This is a genomic window from Rhizobiales bacterium NRL2, from assembly GCA_001664005.1.
Taxonomy (GTDB): Bacteria; Pseudomonadota; Alphaproteobacteria; order Minwuiales; family Minwuiaceae; genus Minwuia.
In genome coordinates this window covers 1,838,054-1,854,396 of the sequence record CP016093.1, presented here as the reverse complement: position 1 = coordinate 1,854,396, position 16,343 = coordinate 1,838,054, and the positions used below count along the sequence as shown (strand labels likewise).

Here is a 16,343-nt window from a genome sequence, read left to right as displayed (position 1 = left end):
AAACGGAGGAGAAGACGATGCTCGACCTCGTGATCAAGAACGCTCGCGTGCTGGATGGCACGGGCGCCGCGGAGCAGCTGGCGGACGTAGGCGTCAAGGACGGCCGAGTGACCGAGATCGGTCGTCTCTCCGACGCGGCCGCCGAGACGGTGGACGCCGACGGTCTGGTGCTGGCACCGGGCATCGTCGACATCCACACCCACTACGACGCGCAGGTGACGTGGGACCAGACCCTGTCCCCGTCGCCCTCGCTCGGCGTGACCACCGTGGTGATGGGCAATTGCGGCTTCACGGTCGCGCCCTGCCCGCACCAGTACAACGAAACGGTCCTCAAGAACCTCTCGGTGGTAGAGGGCATGGACCTAGAGGCCCTGCTTGCCGGAGTGAACTGGGGCTTCGAGACCTTCCCCGAATATCTCGAATTCGTCCGCAGCCGCGGCATCTACGCCAACGTCGCCGCCTTCGTCGGCCATTCGACCATCCGCACGGTGGTGATGGGCGAGGACGCCTGGCAGCGCAAGGAGGCGACCGAGGACGAGATGAAGGCGATGGAGGACCTGATCCGCCAGGCGATGAACGGCGGTGCGATCGGCTTCGCCTCCTCGTTCTCGCCGAACCACAGCGGCTATGACGGCATCCCGATGCCCTCGACCATCGCCACTGAGGGCGAGTTGGCCAAGCTCGTCGGCGTGCTGGGCGAATACAACCACGGCGTGTTCCAGTGCGCCTACGGGCTGAAGCTGAGCCTCGACTGGCTGGAAGACCTGGCGGCGAAGACCGGGGCGACGCTGAGCCTCTCCTCGGTCAACAGCATGTTCAACGACGCCAACCCCACCGGGGCCTATGACGCGTTGGACCGCTGCGCCCAGGCGATCGGCCGCGGCCACCGCATGTACCATCAGGTCACGGCCCAGCCGCTGTCGATGGACTTCACCGGCACCAGCGCCTATCCGCTGCACAGCCACGACGCGTTCGCGCCCTACAAGGCCGCCGACGCGGTGACGCTGAAGAAGACCTATGCCGACCCCGAGTTCCGCGAAGGGCTGCGCCAGAACCTCGCCCACCCGAAGGCCGGCGTCTTCTTCACCGGCAACTGGGAGCGGGTCTCGGTCGCCGTGCCGGCGCTGAAGAAGAACGAGGGCCTGACCAACAGGTCGATCGCGGAGATCGCGCGGGAACGGGGTGCCGACCCGCTGGACACCCTCTTCGACCTCTGGCTCGAGGAGGACCTGAAGACGGTCATGGTCGGCAAGTTCTTGAACGTGAACGAGGACGGCGCGGCGCCGCTGCTCAAGCATGATGCCGGCGTGATCGCGCTCTCGGACGCGGGTGCCCATCTGATCTTCATGTGCGACGCCGGCCTCGGCCTGTATGTGCTCGGCCGCTGGGTGCGGGAACGCGGCGATCTCGCCCTGCCCGAGGCCGTGCGGCGGCTGACCAGCCACCCCGCGGACCTCTACGGCCTTCAGGGCCGTGGCCGAATCGTACCGGGCGGCTACGCCGACTTGATGCTGTTCGACCCCGACAAGGTCGGTATTTCGCCGCCCAAGCGGGTCCCCGACCTGCCCGGCGGCGGCATGCGGGCGATCCGCGAGCCGCTCGGTATGCACGGCGTCTGGTGCAACGGCCGGCAGGTGTTCGACGGCAAGGACTATGTCGAACATCGCACCGGCCCGGGGTCGGTGCTGGACAAGTTCAACTAAGCAAGTCGGTCAACGGGGAGGGACGCAGCGATGGTGGAGATCAAGCTGGAGGGCAAGTTAGGCAACGAATCGGGCCATGTGCGCGACACGCGAAAGCCGAAGCTGCGCACCTTCCCCGGCGCCTGCGACTGCCACATGCACATCGTCGGGCCGTTCGACCGCTATCCCCTGGGGGAGAACCGCGCACTGACGCCCCTCGAAGGTCTCTACGGGGACTATGTCCGGATGATCGAGACCATCGGCGTCAGGCGCGTGGTGATCGTCCAGCCGAGCTTCTACGGCACCGACAACAGCTGCACGCTGGAATCGACCGAGCGGCTCGGAGCCAACGGCCGTGCGGTGGTCGCCATCCATGGCGACATCCCTGAGGCGGACGTCGCGGCGATGCACCAACGCGGCGCCCGCGGCGTACGGATCAACCCTTCGGTCAAGGGCGGGCTGACGCTCGCCCAGTTCGCCCCGGTCGCCCAGCGCATCAAGCAATATGGCTGGCACATCCAGTTCTTCATCGACGCTCGCACCCTGCCGGACTTGGTGGATTCCGTTGTCAGTCTCGACATCCCGGTCGTGTTCGACCACATGGCCCGGATTCAGGCCGACAGCGGCACCGACGAAGAAGGCTTCAAGATGCTGCTGGAGCTGATGCGGGACGGGCGTGCCTGGGTGAAGCTCTCCACCGCACTCCACGAACCGGACGACGCGCTGGCCGAGCGGGCACACCGCCTGATCGACGCCAATCCCGACCGGTGCGTATGGGGCACCGACTGGCCGCATTCCGGCTTCCCGGGGCAGGCGCCGAACGACGGCGATCTGTTCGACCTGCTCGGCGTCTGGGCGCGCGACGACGCGACCCGCCGCAAGATCCTGGTGGACAACCCGACCGCTCTCTACTTCGCTCACTGAGCGGCGTGGTTCGACGATGTCCTCCACACGTACCCTGCGCATCCTGGACCGGCTCGCCCTGATCGTCGGCGGGCTGGCAGTAGTGGTCATCCTGGTGCTGGTGCTGGCCGAAATCACCGTCCGGGCGGCCGGCAGCGGCCTGCCCTTCACTTCGGAATACAGCAGCCTGGCGATGGCCTGGCTAATCTTCTTACCGCTGGCCGAGGTGACCCGGCGGCGGACCCACATCGCCGCCGACTTCCTGGTCGAGCGGATGAACCCGCGCTTGGGCGCCTGGGTGACCGCGCTCGGCGCGTCGCTGTTCTTGGTGCTCTACGTCGCGGCGCTGTTCTATGTCGGCTGGACCGTCACGGCCAACTCCTTCGCCGAGAACATCCGCAGCCAGGGCCTGATGATGACGCCACTGTTCTATCCGCAGGTCGGCATGATGGTGGGGCTGGGGCTGATGCTGCTTCGCGCCTCGGTGGAGCTGGCCCGCTCGGTCGTGACGGCGTTGCACGTCGGCGCCGATACGGCGGCGTGAGGGAGCGGCAGCGATCGAAACCCTGATCCTCATGATGATCTCGATCCTGGTTCCGCTGTTCCTCGGCGTCCCCATCGCAGTGACGCTGGGCGGCAGCGGCCTCGTCTGGCTCGTGATCCTGAACCCCGCGCACCTGCGCGGCGCCGGCTACGCGCTCTGGAACATCGCCGACAACTACATCTTGATCAGCGTGCCGCTGTTCCTGCTGATGGGCGAGATCATCCAGCGCTCCGACATCGCCCAGCGCTTCTATCGGGCGATGAGCCTGTGGCTGCGCTGGCTGCCCGGCGGGCTGCTGCACGCCAATATCGGCGCCTGCGGCGTCTTCTCGGCTGTCAGTGGCTCCAGCGTCGCCACCGCCGCGACCATCGGCACGGCGGCGATCCCCAACCTGATGGCGCTCGGCTACGACCGGCGCTTGATCTTCGGCACGCTGGCCGCCGGCGGAACGCTGGGCATCCTGATCCCGCCCAGCATCCCGCTGATCATCTACGCGGCGCTAGTCGAGGTCTCGCTCGGGCGGCTGTTCATCGCTGCCGCCGTGCCGGGGCTGATGATGCTGGTGTTGTTCGCCGCCTATATCGGCTGGCGGGCTTGGCGCGACCCTGCCGTGTCGCCGCCGGTGCCGCTGGACGAGACCCGCACCCGCAGGCGCGAACTGCTCGGCTCCATCGGCGACGTGTTGCCGGTCCTGGCGATCATCTTGGTGGTTCTGGGCGGGATTTATTTCGGCTGGGCCACGCCGACCGAGGTGGCGGCGCTAGGCGTGCTGATCGCCCTGGTGGTCGCCGCGGCCTATCGCCGGCTGACCTGGACGGTGATCCGCGAGTCGGTGGTCGCCGCAGTCACCTTCACGTCGATGCTGATGTTCGTCATCATCGGCGCGCACATCTTCTCCTACGCGCTGTTCGCGTGGGGCATGACGCGGGAGGCGACGAGCTGGGTCGCCGACCTTGCGGTGGCGCCGGTGGTGGTGTTGGGCGTCATTGTGCTGATCTACCTGGTGCTCGGCATGTTCATCGACGCGCTGTCGATGATGGTGCTGACCCTGTCGGTGGTGTTTCCTATCGTCACCGGGCTCGGCTACGACCCGGTCTGGTTCGGCGTGGTGCTGGTGATGCTGCTGGAGATAGGCCTGATCACCCCGCCGGTCGGCATCAATCTCTACACCATCCAGGGGCTGATACCGGGGCTGACCAACGTGCTGGAGGTGGCGCGCGGCGCCCTGCCATTCGTGCTGCTGCTGTTGATCGGCGTCGGCCTGCTGGTGGCCTTCCCCGACATCGCGCTCTGGCTGCCACGGCAGATGTACTGAGCGGGCACCGCTGCGGCGGTGCGGGCCGGGGCGACACGGGCCCCGGCGCAGCCGCCTGCCGTGTGAGGATCAGGCGCTCCTACGACGATCCGCCCGGCGGGGCTCCAGGTGGTAGGAGTCGAGGTTCGCTTCCCGGGTCATCTCGTAGAGGTCGACATTCCCGCAGGGGCATTGTCAGTGCAATCTGACCCCGGCGCAGCAGAGCTGTATCTGGTTGAGGTCAGACGGCTGATGGGAATTTTCCGCCCGGTTGTTCCGCCAACGCGTGGTGTCCTGGCGGTCGCCTATGCCGAGGCTCGAGAATGCCGCGCGGTAGGAACGCAGGCGGTCGGTGACGATGGTGCGTGTTGAGCCGAAGCGTTTCAGCGCCCGCCTCAGGAAATCCATGGCAGCCCTGTGGTCTGAGCCCCTTGGTTCCCTCGTTCAGAACGAGAGTCATTCCGTTTGTGCTCTGAGCCCCTGGATCGCCGGATCCTGGAGTTTTCGGCTCTGATCACGGTGACGGGCGGGTATCGCTGCCGCGATTGTGCAGCGCGATCGGCAGGCCCCAGCTGTAGTTTAAATCGTTCTCAAACCTGTCCAACGGAAGGGGAATAGCTCACTGTGAGGACCGCCGGGAAGCGGTCGGGCCAAACTACGTTTGGGCGCTCGACTTCGTTCACGACCATCTGGCAACGGGCAGGAGACTACGCATTCTGACCGTGGTGGACACGCACTCCCGGCACTGTCCCGCGGTCGATCCGCGCTTCGCTCATAGGGGGAGAGAATGTAGTCTACACCTTGGAACGGGTCTGTGCCAGCATCGGCTATCCGAAGACCATTCGTGTCGACAACGGGAGCGAATTCATCTCGCGGGACCTGGGTCTCTGGGCCTATGCGAACGAGGTGACGCTGGACTTCTCCCGGCCCGGCAAACCCACCGACAATGGCTTCATCGAGGCGTTTAACAGCATGCTCCGAGCGGAATGTCTGAACGCCCACTGAGTTCATGAGCCTTGCCGATGCCCGCGAAAAGCTTGAGGATTGGCGCAGCGACTACAACGAAGTCAGGCCTCACAGCGCGATCGGTTGCAAGGTGCCGATTGCGCGGCACAATTTCGGCGGCGATACCAGCTCGTCACCGTGATAGAACCGAAAAACTCCACAATCCGGTGGTCCAGTGTTGGGGCCCAGCGCAAATGCAGACCAGACTCTACCTTCGAGAGGATGAAGAATGGGGCTCACGTCACGGCGCGCGTACCCGGCGAGGGTTTCCCCTGCCAAGCCACGGCGGTCGAAAGGAAAGTGCGCTGTCGAATACGGCGGAAGGACGCGCTCTGATTTCGAAGTCCCAGCGCAAACGCTGGCAAGGGATAACGCAGGAGAGCACTCATGATGGTTCGTAACCTGACAATAGCTGCAGTATCGGCTGCGACAATCGCAGCACTCTTGATTACAGTCACCAACGAGGCAGAGAGCGATTCGGCCGACGTGGCCCGATACCAATTGGTGCCCTCAGGCGGAAATCAGCAAGGAGCATTTCGTCTCGACACGAACACCGGGCGTGTTTCTTGGTGTTTCGGATTTAGTTCGGCAAATGGCCCAGGCGTCAGATGCACAAGTTGGACGGATTAGCCGTTCATTCCCCGCCTCGCCGCATACGTCGAAGTTGCCATTTTCAATTACTATGCGCTTAAGAATTATTTTTGAGGTTGATTGATTTTTATAATAGATCATCGAAATTATTGTTGCTCTCAACAGTATTCGAATCTGTGACCCGCTGATTACGAGATCGGCACCATCACCTACTGCGAACCGGACATCGTCGGCAACCGCCATTGGCCGGACGGCGTCCTGCTGTGGATTGCCATGGCACTGGACGAGATACCCCTTGCCTCAGACTCAGAGCAGCAGCCATTTACTCACCTCTCTCCGAGGCAGTTCCTCTCAGCCTGTGGCCCCGCGGACGTGCCCATACTGGAGCGCGCCGCGGCGTTCGCAGAGAGACCCCGGTTCGGCCCGCGGGGCTCCAAAGGTCGGGACATACTGCTGTTCTATCTCTTCGACATCTGGGCCAGGTGGAAGGCGACGCTGCCGACCATCTGCGGGGACGACACCCGTGAGACTGAAATCCAACGCCAGTTCGACCATGCCTGCAAGGCCGCCGGTTTTACGTCCCCTCCGTTGCGACCCTAAACCACCGCATCCGCCATTACCGGCGTGAACGCGAGGATCTCGTCGATTTTTGCTGAAGACTTGACACTTACGCCGCTGACGTCGCTCGCGCCAATCTGCCGTTGACGAGACCCCGGAGGCGCAGCCACGGCTTATGTAAGCATCGCGGCATTCTCCAGGGACGGCTGACCGGGCCAAGATCTTCACACAGTGGGAGGCTGGATCAGCTGGGACGATCGTTTCGGGGCCGGTGGCTGATCGCCCAAGGATGTGTGTGGACGGACGATCCATCGACCCAGAATAGAGTTGTCACAAGGATGGCCCGGCGCCTAGATTGTTCGGGAATCCAGACATTGCTGTCCTGGGTCCGCATTCCGACAGAGAGGACAGGCTTGGGCTTTCGCGCGATCGGTGAGGCGGAGATTCGACGCCAAGCGGCACAGGCGATGATCGACCTGTTCGATTCCATGTACGAGGGCGCCTTCGCCGTCGATACGCGCGGCCGCATTTCCTGGATGAACGACAAGTTCAAGGCGCTGTTGGGATGGAACGGCGTCGATCCGGTGGAGGGCAAGCCGGTCGAAGACGTCATCCCGCATTCGGAGATGCGCCGTGTCTTGGATTCTGGACGCGCCGATCTGCTGGACATCATCGACCTGGGCAACCGTCAGCTTACCGTCTCCCGCATTCCCCTGCGCGGCGAGGACGGTCGGCTGCTGGGCGCCATAGGGGTGATCCTGTTCGACCGTCTGCAGTCACTGAAGCCGCTGGTCAACCGCTTCCAGCAACTCCAGAGCGAACTGGAGACCACCCGCCGGGAACTGGCCGAGAGCCGGCGCGCAAAGTATCGCTTCGGCAGCTTCGTCGGCGCCACGGACGCCGTCCGTCAACTCAAGCGCCACGCCCGCCGGGCGGCCGAGCGGGACGCGGCGGTGCTGCTCTATGGTGAAACAGGCACCGGCAAGGAACTGCTGGCACACGCGATCCACGCCACCTCTCCTCGTGCGCAACGTCCCATGGTGCGCGTCAATGTAGCCGCGATTCCGGAAACCCTTCTGGAATCGGAACTGTTCGGAGCGGCCCCCGGTGCCTATACCGGCGTCGGCCGCCAGGGTCGCGAAGGGAAGATCCTGCTCGCCGACGGCGGCACGCTCTTTCTCGACGAGATCGGCGACATGCCGCCTCCCCTGCAAGCCAAGCTGCTGCGTGTGCTGCAAGAGCAGGAGATCGAGCCGCTGGGCGCCAACAGGGTAATCGCCGTGGACGTGCGGATCATCAGCGCCACTAGCCGTGACCTGAAGGCCATGGTTGACCGCGGCGAGTTCCGGGCCGATCTCTACTATCGTCTAAATGTCCTGCCGGTCACGGTGCCGCCGCTGCGCGAACGGCTGAACGATCTGCCCCTGCTGTGCGAGACGCTGCTCGAAGACATGGCACACCGGGCCGGCGGTGCGCCCCGCGACGTTGCCGCCGACGCCTTCCATCGCCTGGCCGCGCACAACTGGCCTGGCAATGTGCGCGAGCTGCGCAATGTACTGGAACAGGCCGCGGCCGCCGTCGACACGGATGTTCTCGGCCCCGATGATTTCGACGGCCTGCTGCCCCGGCCCCGATCGGCCGCTCAGCAGGTCTCAACGAAGCCGGCCGGGGAGATCCGGCCGATGCGTGAGGTGCTGGCAGAAGCGGAGGACGCCGCTATCCGTCACGCGCTGGAACAGACCAATGGCGTCAAGGCCGAAGCGGCCCGGCGCCTCGGAATATCCCGGGCCCAGTTCTACGCCAAGCTCGCCAGCCACGGCATCATGTCCGAAACATCGGACAGGCGGAAAGCTGTCTGATCTTCCAGACAATCAGAAGCCACCGCGTTGATTTCACTAAGTGATTTATCCGCTTTTCTTGCGGCCGTCCGGCAGAACGGACATCAGCCCTGTCGACTTATCGGGGCAGTGACGGTCCAAGTCATTGAAAAGATTGGCATCAATGCTATGGCACGCGGCTTGCCAACTGGTGTCCAGCCTCACGCCATGCGCGTGCGGCCAAGGGAGATAAGTGGAGGAAACCCAATGAGACGCTTGCTCGGCGCCGCCGCGATGGCCGCCACAATGGTTGGGGCCGGCATGTCGCTGGCCGACGACACCGTCAAGATCGCCCACATCTACGGCAAGACCGGCCCGCTTGAAGCCTACGCCCAGCAGTCGCACCGGGGACTGATGCTGGGCCTCGAGTACGCCACCGAGGGGACCATGGAGGTCCTGGGCCAGAAGATCGAGGTGATAGAGAAGGACACCCAGCTGAAGCCGGACCAGGGCCGCGCACTGCTAGCCGAAGCCTATGGCGACGACGAGGCTGACATAGCCATCGGCCCCGTGAGTTCGGGTGTGGCGCTGGCCATGCTGCCGGTCGCGCAGGAGTACCAGAAGATCTTGCTGGTCGAGCCGGCGGTGGCCGACAGCATCACCGGCAGCGCCTGGAACCGCTACATCTTCCGGACTGGCCGCAATTCCTCGCAGGACGCCATCGCCAATGCGGTCGCCATCGGCAAGCCGGGCGTGAAGATCGCCACCCTCGCGCAGGACTACGCCTTCGGCCGCGACGGCGTCGCCGCCTTCAAGGAAGCGCTGGCGGGTTCCGGGGCCGAGCTGGTGCATGAGGAGTACGCGCCCCAGGACACCACGGACTTCACCTCTCATGCACAGCGCATCTTCGACGCGCTGAAGGACGAGGAAGGCCGCAAGATCATCTGGATGATCTGGGCCGGGAAGGGCAACCCGCTGGGCAAGCTGGCAGCGATGGAACCGAGCCGCTTCGGCATCGAACTGGCGACCGGCGGCAATATCCTGCCCGCCCTGGTGGCCTACAAAGTCGCGCCCGGCATGGAAGGCGCCGCCTACTACTACTACGAGATCCCGCAGAACCCGGTTAACGACTGGCTGGTGAAGACCCACCAGGAGCGGTTCGACAGCCCGCCGGACTTCTTCACAGCCGGCGGCATGGCGGCTGGCATCGCCATCGTCGAGGCGATCCGCAAGGCCGGCTCGACCGAGACCGAGGCGCTGATCAATGCCATGGAAGGTATGGAGTTCCAGACGCCCAAGGGCAAGATGATCTTCCGCGCCGAGGATCATCAGGCATTGCAGGAAATGTATCACTTCAAGATCGCGATCGAAGAGGGCGTCGAGTGGGCCGTGCCTAAGCTCGTCGACGTCATCGAGATCGACGAGATGGATGTCCCGGTCCGGAACTAGGATCACGCCGGAGGACCGGCCGCCCCGGGTAAATCTACGCCCGGGGCGGTCCTTGGCCCGCGAGGGGAGAGACGCCGAGCCATGGCGAATGACCAGCAGCCGGTCGTGGAAACCCGCGGCCTGACGATCCGCTTCGGTGGCCATATCGCGGTCAACAACGTGAGCTGTGCCTTCGGCCGCGGCACACTGACCGCGATCGTCGGACCCAACGGGGCCGGCAAGACGACCTATTTCAACCTCATGTCCGGGCAGCTACCGGCCCATACCGGACAGGTGCTGCTGAACGGCGAGGATGTCACCCGCCTCTCGGCGCCCGCACGGACCCGCCGCGGCATGGGCCGGGCCTTCCAGCTCACCAACCTGTTCCCGAACCTGACTGTGAGGGAGAACGTGCGGCTGGCGGTGCAGGCGCGCAAGGGGCTGGGCTTCGACCTGCTGTCCATGGCGTCCCGCAACACGGGCCTGATCGAGGAAGCCGAGGCTGTGCTCGATCGCGTTGGCCTGCTGGCGCGCGCTGACGCTGCCGCCGCTTCCCTACCCCACGGCGATCAGCGCAAGCTGGAGGTCGCCATCTTGATCGCGCTGGACCGTCAAGTGCTGATGTTCGACGAACCGACAGCGGGCATGAGCATGGATGAGGTGCCGGTCATTCTGAATCTGATCCAGCAGATGAAGGCCGACGCCAACCGCACCATTCTTCTGGTGGAGCACAAGATGGACGTGATCCGCACCCTGGCCGACCGTATCGTCGTGCTGCATCACGGCTACCTGGTCGCCGACGGCGATCCCGCCGAGGTGATGAATTCGCCGATCGTGCAAGAGGCCTATTTGGGCACGGGGGTGGCCGATCGTGTCTGACGATCCCATCCTCCGTCTCTCCGGCGTCCACACCCATATCGGCCACTACCACATCCTGCAGGGCGTGGATTTTCAGGTTCCCCGGGGCGGCGTTTCGATGCTGCTGGGCCGCAACGGCGCCGGAAAGACCACGACCATGCGCACGATCATGGGCCTCTGGCGCGCCTCCGCCGGTGAGGTGATCTTTGACGGCCAGCCGATTCAGGCGATTCCGACACCGGCGATCGCGCGGCTGGGCATCGCCTACGTGCCGGAGAACATGGGCATCTTCGCCGGGCTGACCGTACGCGAGAACATGAGCCTCGCCGCCCGCTCCGGCCCCATGGACTCCGACCGCCTGGACTGGATCTGGGGAGTGTTTCCAGCCCTGAAGAAGTTCTGGGACTGGCCGGCCGGCAATCTCTCAGGCGGTCAGAAGCAGATGCTGGCGGTCGCGCGCGCGGTGATCGAGCCCTGCCGGCTATTGCTGGTCGACGAACCCACCAAGGGTCTCGCCCCCGCCATCGTCGGCGCGCTGATCGACGCCTTCAGCGAGCTGAAGCAGGAAACCACGGTCCTCATGGTCGAGCAGAGCTTTCACATGGCCGAACGCGTCGGCGACAGCGTCGCAGTAATGGATGACGGTCATATCGTCCACGCCGGCGCAATGGCCGAACTGGCCGCCGATCCGGAGTTGCAGGGGCGGCTGCTGGGCCTTTCGTTGGAGGGCTCCCTGTGAGTGTGATGAACCGCAACGACGATTCGGCGCCGCGCGCGCCGCTGATGGACCGCCTGACCGGCGAGGCTTTGCCGGTGCTGGCGCCAATCATCCTCGCCCTGGCCGCGCTGCTGGCCATCGGCTCCCTGCCGACTTGGCTGACGCTGACCCTGGCGGGCCTCGCCATGGGTATGATGATCTTCGTCATGGCCTCCGGCCTGACGCTGGTCTTCGGCCTGATGGACGTGCTGAACTTCGGCCACGGGGCCTTCATCGCCCTGGGGGCCTTCGTCGGCGTAACGGTATTGCGCGGCGTTTTCCCCGAATATCTAGCCGCCGACTCGGTGACGCTGAACCTGGTCGCCATGGCCGCCGCGATCACTGCGGCAGCGCTGGTAACTGGCGCGCTGGGATGGGTCTTCGAGCGTGTGATCGTCATGCCCGTCTACGGCCATCACCTTAAGCAGATCCTCATCACCATGGGCGGACTGATCGTAGTCGAGCAGCTCATCCACGTGGTCTGGGGCCCGAACGAGATTCCGATCGAGCAACCGGCGACCCTCCGCGGTTCCTTCACCATGGGCGAGTTCGGCTTCGAAAAGTACCGACTGTTCGCCGCGCTCCTGGGGATCGGCATCTTTCTCGGCCTGCGCGCGGTGCTGAAGCGCACCAAGATCGGCCTGATCATCCGCGCCGGGGTCGAAAACCGCGAGATGGTCGAGGCGCTGGGTTACCGCGTCACTCTGGTGTTCGTCGCCGTCTTCGTCGCCGGCTCGGCACTCGCTGGCCTCGGTGGCGTGATGTGGGGGCTATACGACCAGCTGGTATTTGCCCGCATGGGCATGGACAACATGATTCTCGTCTTCATCGTCGTGATCATCGGCGGGCTGGGCTCGGTCGAGGGCTGCTTCATCGGCGCTCTTCTTGTCGGCCTGATTGCCAACTACACCGGCTACCTGGCGCCCACGGTTGCGCTCGGTTCCAACATCCTGCTGATGGTGCTGATTCTGATGTGGCGGCCCCAAGGTCTCTATCCCGTCGCCGGCAGCCAGTGAGGAACGCCCGATGCTGACACGACTCCTTTCCGGCGACCTGCCCCGCAGCCGCGCGCTCACCGTGGTCCTTCTGGCGATCCTCATCGGCCTCGTCCTGGCGCCGTTTCTGTTTCCCGGCACGCGCTCGCTCGACACCGCCGCACGAATTGCCATTTTCATCGTGCTGGTTGGCAGCTACGACCTGCTGCTGGGCTATACCGGCATTGTCTCGTTCGCACATACCATGTTCTTCGGCATTGGCGCCTATGGCGTTGCCCTGTCGCTGACCAATTCGGGTCCAATCTGGGGCGCCGTGGCACTCGGCGCCGCCGGTGGGATCCTGCTCGCCGTGGTTCTCGCCTTCGTCATCGGGCTCTTCTCGCTCCGGGTGAAGGCGATCTTCTTCGCCATGGTGACACTCGCCGTCGCCAGCGCCTTTGCGATCCTGGTTTCGCAACTCTACCAACTGACCGGTGGCGAAGACGGGCTGAGCTACAGTGTACCACGGGAGCTGACGCCGGGCTTCAAATGGGCCGAAGGACGCCTTTTTGGTGTCCGGCTCGACGGCAAGCTGATTTCCTACTACCTCGTCGTGACCGTTTCGCTCGCCGCCTTCCTGTTCATGCTCCGCGTTGTCAACTCTCCCTTCGGGCGGGTGTTGCTGGCAATTCGCGAGAACGCCTTCCGTGCCGAAGCCGTCGGCTACCGCACCGTTCACTACCGCACCATCGCCACTTGCCTCTCCGCCGCGATGGCGGCCGTTGCCGGCGTCCTGATGGCGTTGTGGCTGCGCTATACCGGCCCCCAGACCACACTCTCGCTCGACATCATGATCGACATCCTGCTGATGGTAGTCATCGGCGGAATGGGGACCATGTACGGAGCCGTTTTGGGCGCGACGATCCTCGTTCTAGCCCGGAACTACCTACAGGGCCTGATGGGTGCCGCCGCCGAGGCGACCAGCGATTTGCCGTTCCTCCCCGGGCTACTGCAGCCCGACCGCTGGCTACTCTGGCTCGGCGTCCTGTTTATCCTCAGCGTCTATTTCTTTCCAATGGGCATCGTCGGAAGACTGCGCCTGCGCCTGAAGCGAGACAGTGAGGAAGTTCACTCGACGAATTAGTGGATCAATCCAGATACTGTGTGAGATATACCCTGTCCGTTGGACAGGTTTGACGAGGATTTAACCTACAGTTGGCGCTGTTCCGGGTCGGGCTGATCCTCTCCCGCCGAGTCTTGATACGGCGGCGGCTAGACCGGAATCCATGTCGGATCAATAGCCCCGTCTCCAGTCGACGACGTTTGCAAGCGGGCGCCCCGCGAGCCATGCGCGAAGGTTCTCGCAGAAGAGATCGATCGACCGGTGGCGGTTCACATCGCTGCCGGTCGAGGTATGCGGCGTCATGAGGATGCGCGGATGGGCCCAGAGCCGTTCGGGCGGCGGATGCTCGAACTCGCCCACATAGACGTCGAGCACTGCCCCGCCGAGCTGTCCGGCATCGAGCGCCTGAACCAGCGCGTCCTCGTCGACGATTTCCCCTCGGGCGATGTTGATCACGATCCCGCCTGGCTTCATCGCCGCCAGCGCTGCCGCATCGACCAGGCGGGTGGTCTCGGGCGTCCACTGGCAGCAGATCGCCACGACATCGCTTTGTTCCAGCAGCCTGTGAAGGTCCCTTGGTCCGCCAATCTCGGCAAAGCCCTCCGGCCGGTCATCGGCATCTTCGGGCGGACGGCGCCGCGTGCCCACGACGCGCATGCCGAGCGCGGCGCACAGCCGGCCGGCTTCGGCGCCGATGCCGCCTGCGCCGACAATGCAGACAATCTTGCCCGCCAACAGCCATGGTCGATAGGCGTGCCGGTCGACGTGGCGGCTGGCCTGGTCCGCCGCAGCCCGATCGAAGGCCCTGGCGAAGTGCAGGATGCCGCCGACGACATACTCCGCGGCCGGCAGCGCGTTGGCCAGGCCGCGGGAAGTCGTGACAATGACGTCACTGCCCCAGAGATCGCCGAGCCGGAGGTTGCTTGCCCCGGCCGGGCGCTGGTGGAACCAACGGAGCCCCGGCGCCCGGGCGCGCAGATCGAGCGGGAACGGCCAGCCGCCGAGAACGATCCCGGCCTCGGCAAGCAGGGCATCGCGTTCGGAGCGGGAGGCCTTGCCGGCACTGTCGGGCGCGACATAGAGGTCGACCGCGTATCGGGGCCAGGTCTCGCGGTACTCGCCATCGAACCAGCCGCCGGCGTCAACAAGTCGGACCGACGGATCGACGGCCTCGATCCGTTGCCGGTCGGTATCGGATAGCGGCACAAGCGTCAGGACATTCGGCACTGCATCCGGCTCCAACTCAGCGCCCGCATGGGCAGAAAATCCGATCTTCATTCCATTCGCTCAGGCCGTGAACCCATTGTGGCGGGACCCAGCCGGTCGGGATGGTCGGAGCAAGGAACTTTTGGTCATGGCCCGGATCCGGGCCAACCCGGGCCGCGAAGGCCCGGAAACGACGGTGACATTCGGGCGGAACGAGCCTGCCCTTCTGTCGTCGAAAAGGTTCGACGATCATTCAAGCGCCGCTGAGAGCCGGTCGGAAAGCCAACCTGGCGCACATTGCATCGGCCGGGCCTTCAGCCAAGGCCTGCCTGACAACCGGATGTCCGGTGCCTCTGCATATTCGGCATGGCCTGGCGGCCTTCTTGCGCGTTATCGATGAGCGGGGAGACCAGAAACGATGGGCTATTCAGCCGAATTTTCCGTGCCGTTCACGGCTCGTGAGTCATGAGCATGCCGCGATCCAGGGGCGCCGCCCGCCCGAGGCATCATTTCCGGGCCGATCCGACGCCGCGCGAGAATCTCGTGGGCATTGCATTCATGCTCCTGGCCAGCTTGGTCCTGCCGGCCATGAATGCCGGCGTCAAGTACCTCAACGACTTCTACCCCAGCGGCCAGATCGTGTGGGCCCGCTATGCCGGTCATCTCCTGGTCATGATCGTCGTCTTCCTGCCGTGGCACGGCACCGGCCTGTTCCGAAGCCAACGACCGGGCATCCAGCTGGTGCGGTCGCTGCTGCTGTTCGTCTCGACGGCATTCTTCGTCTACGCGCTGCGTTACCTTGAACTCGCGGTGGCCATGGCAATCGTCTTCACGACGCCGATCGTGGTCACCGCGCTTTCCGTACCCTTTCTGAGCGAGAAGGTCGGGTCGAGGCGCTGGGCCGCGGTCGCGGTCGGTTTCGCAGGAGCGCTGATCATCATCCAGCCCGGCGGCGCCGGCTTCCACTGGGCGATGCTCCTGGTCGTCGCCAACATGTTCATGTTCTCCGTCTACCAGATCCTCACGCGGAAGATCGCCGCGGACGACACTCCCGAGACGACGATCACCTACACGGCGCTGGTCGGCTCCGTGGCCGCCGGTCTCTTCTTCGTGGTCGAGCCGGGGGTCTGGCCCGTCTCGGCCTGGCACTGGTTCCTGTACTTCCTGCTCGGGGTGTTCGGCGGCTTCGGCCAGTACTTCGTGGTCAAGGCCTTCCAGTACAGCCTCGCGTCGGTTGTGGCGCCGATCACGTACATCCAGCTCGTCGTTGCCGGCCTGTTCGGCTACCTAATTTTTGCCGAAATTCCCGACCTATGGACCTGGGTCGGCTCAGCCGTGGTGGTCGTCTCGGGACTCTACATCACCTATCGCGAGCGGCGCCGGAAGCCGAACCGGGACGCTGAAGCGCGACCGACCGGAACGAGCTCCAGTCTGTCACCGTGATAGAGCCGGAAAACTCCACGATCCGGCGGACCAAAGACGGGTTGAAGTCCAACAGACCGACGGACCGACGGACCGACGGACCGACGGAATCTACCCATTCCCGTGGCAGAATTTCAGGCCTTCACGTCAGAAAAAGTATATACTTTTTTTAAATAGCCGA

Annotated in this window: 14 protein-coding genes and 1 pseudogene; 13 read left to right on the top strand and 2 right to left on the bottom strand. The window is 64.5% G+C overall.

Translation table 11 applies throughout. The features are described from left to right. Positions 1-17: 17 nt before the first annotated feature. The 4 genes from TEF_08630 to TEF_08615 are packed head-to-tail and all read left to right on the top strand — an operon-like array spanning position 18 to position 4,444. Positions 18-1,703, top strand: coding sequence for a hypothetical protein (locus TEF_08630; protein ANK80852.1), 1,686 nt, complete (start codon positions 18-20; stop codon positions 1,701-1,703). Between the two features lie 30 nt (positions 1,704-1,733). Then, positions 1,734-2,606: a hypothetical protein gene (locus TEF_08625; protein ID ANK80851.1), complete on the top strand. Its 873-nt coding sequence runs from the start codon at positions 1,734-1,736 to the stop codon at positions 2,604-2,606. 16 nt (positions 2,607-2,622) lie between these two features. Then, the gene (locus TEF_08620; protein ANK80850.1) at positions 2,623-3,129 is read left to right on the top strand and encodes a hypothetical protein; all 507 of its coding nucleotides are present in this window, start codon (positions 2,623-2,625) and stop codon (positions 3,127-3,129) included. Positions 3,130-3,151: 22 nt separating this feature from the next. Continuing rightward, positions 3,152-4,444, top strand: coding sequence for a hypothetical protein (locus tag TEF_08615; protein ID ANK80849.1), 1,293 nt, complete (start codon positions 3,152-3,154; stop codon positions 4,442-4,444). 174 nt (positions 4,445-4,618) lie between these two features. Here the strand turns inward: TEF_08615 and TEF_08610 are convergent, their stop codons facing one another. After that, entirely contained in the window at positions 4,619-4,831 is a 213-nt protein-coding gene (locus TEF_08610) for a hypothetical protein (protein ANK80848.1), read from the bottom strand. A gap of 218 nt (positions 4,832-5,049) precedes the next feature. Here TEF_08610 and TEF_08605 point away from each other — a divergent pair. The 8 genes and pseudogenes from TEF_08605 to TEF_08570 all read left to right on the top strand — a co-directional run bounded on the left by TEF_08605 (position 5,050) and on the right by TEF_08570 (position 13,555). After that, positions 5,050-5,570 (top strand): annotated as a pseudogene (locus tag TEF_08605) (transposase). A 722-nt stretch (positions 5,571-6,292) separates the two neighbouring features. Continuing rightward, positions 6,293-6,619 (top strand): hypothetical protein, encoded by a 327-nt coding sequence (locus TEF_08600; protein ID ANK80847.1) that lies wholly within the window; start codon positions 6,293-6,295, stop codon positions 6,617-6,619. Between the two features lie 425 nt (positions 6,620-7,044). Beyond that, entirely contained in the window at positions 7,045-8,436 is a 1,392-nt protein-coding gene (locus tag TEF_08595) for a sigma-54-dependent Fis family transcriptional regulator (protein ID ANK80846.1), read from the top strand. A gap of 225 nt (positions 8,437-8,661) precedes the next feature. Next, entirely contained in the window at positions 8,662-9,843 is a 1,182-nt protein-coding gene (locus TEF_08590) for an ABC transporter permease (GenBank protein ANK80845.1), read from the top strand. Between the two features lie 81 nt (positions 9,844-9,924). Further along, positions 9,925-10,701: an ABC transporter ATP-binding protein gene (locus tag TEF_08585; GenBank protein ID ANK80844.1), complete on the top strand. Its 777-nt coding sequence runs from the start codon at positions 9,925-9,927 to the stop codon at positions 10,699-10,701. Further along, the gene (locus tag TEF_08580) at positions 10,694-11,419 is read left to right on the top strand and encodes an ABC transporter ATP-binding protein (GenBank protein ID ANK80843.1); all 726 of its coding nucleotides are present in this window, start codon (positions 10,694-10,696) and stop codon (positions 11,417-11,419) included. The genes TEF_08585 and TEF_08580 overlap by 8 nt, the downstream gene beginning before the upstream one ends. A gap of 5 nt (positions 11,420-11,424) precedes the next feature. Further along, positions 11,425-12,453, top strand: coding sequence for an ABC transporter permease (locus TEF_08575; protein ANK80842.1), 1,029 nt, complete (start codon positions 11,425-11,427; stop codon positions 12,451-12,453). 10 nt (positions 12,454-12,463) lie between these two features. Then, positions 12,464-13,555, top strand: coding sequence for an ABC transporter permease (locus TEF_08570; protein ANK80841.1), 1,092 nt, complete (start codon positions 12,464-12,466; stop codon positions 13,553-13,555). A gap of 150 nt (positions 13,556-13,705) precedes the next feature. Here the strand turns inward: TEF_08570 and TEF_08565 are convergent, their stop codons facing one another. After that, a complete protein-coding gene (locus tag TEF_08565; GenBank protein ID ANK80840.1) occupies positions 13,706-14,812 on the bottom strand; it encodes a hypothetical protein in 1,107 nt (368 codons plus the stop codon). A 486-nt stretch (positions 14,813-15,298) separates the two neighbouring features. Between TEF_08565 and TEF_08560 the strand changes: the two genes are divergently transcribed. Next, positions 15,299-16,183, top strand: coding sequence for a hypothetical protein (locus tag TEF_08560; protein ID ANK83370.1), 885 nt, complete (start codon positions 15,299-15,301; stop codon positions 16,181-16,183). Positions 16,184-16,343: the final 160 nt, after the last annotated feature.

Coding starts and splice junctions, on each gene's coding strand:
- TEF_08630 (ANK80852.1), top strand. CDS start 18: ATGCTCGACCTCGTGATCAAGAACGCTCGCGTGCTGGATGGCACGGGC.
- TEF_08625 (ANK80851.1), top strand. CDS start 1,734: ATGGTGGAGATCAAGCTGGAGGGCAAGTTAGGCAACGAATCGGGCCAT.
- TEF_08620 (ANK80850.1), top strand. CDS start 2,623: ATGTCCTCCACACGTACCCTGCGCATCCTGGACCGGCTCGCCCTGATC.
- TEF_08610 (ANK80848.1), bottom strand. CDS start 4,831: ATGGATTTCCTGAGGCGGGCGCTGAAACGCTTCGGCTCAACACGCACC.
- TEF_08600 (ANK80847.1), top strand. CDS start 6,293: ATGGCACTGGACGAGATACCCCTTGCCTCAGACTCAGAGCAGCAGCCA.
- TEF_08595 (ANK80846.1), top strand. CDS start 7,045: ATGATCGACCTGTTCGATTCCATGTACGAGGGCGCCTTCGCCGTCGAT.
- TEF_08590 (ANK80845.1), top strand. CDS start 8,662: ATGAGACGCTTGCTCGGCGCCGCCGCGATGGCCGCCACAATGGTTGGG.
- TEF_08585 (ANK80844.1), top strand. CDS start 9,925: ATGGCGAATGACCAGCAGCCGGTCGTGGAAACCCGCGGCCTGACGATC.
- TEF_08575 (ANK80842.1), top strand. CDS start 11,425: ATGAACCGCAACGACGATTCGGCGCCGCGCGCGCCGCTGATGGACCGC.
- TEF_08570 (ANK80841.1), top strand. CDS start 12,464: ATGCTGACACGACTCCTTTCCGGCGACCTGCCCCGCAGCCGCGCGCTC.
- TEF_08565 (ANK80840.1), bottom strand. CDS start 14,812: ATGAAGATCGGATTTTCTGCCCATGCGGGCGCTGAGTTGGAGCCGGAT.
- TEF_08560 (ANK83370.1), top strand. CDS start 15,299: ATGCTCCTGGCCAGCTTGGTCCTGCCGGCCATGAATGCCGGCGTCAAG.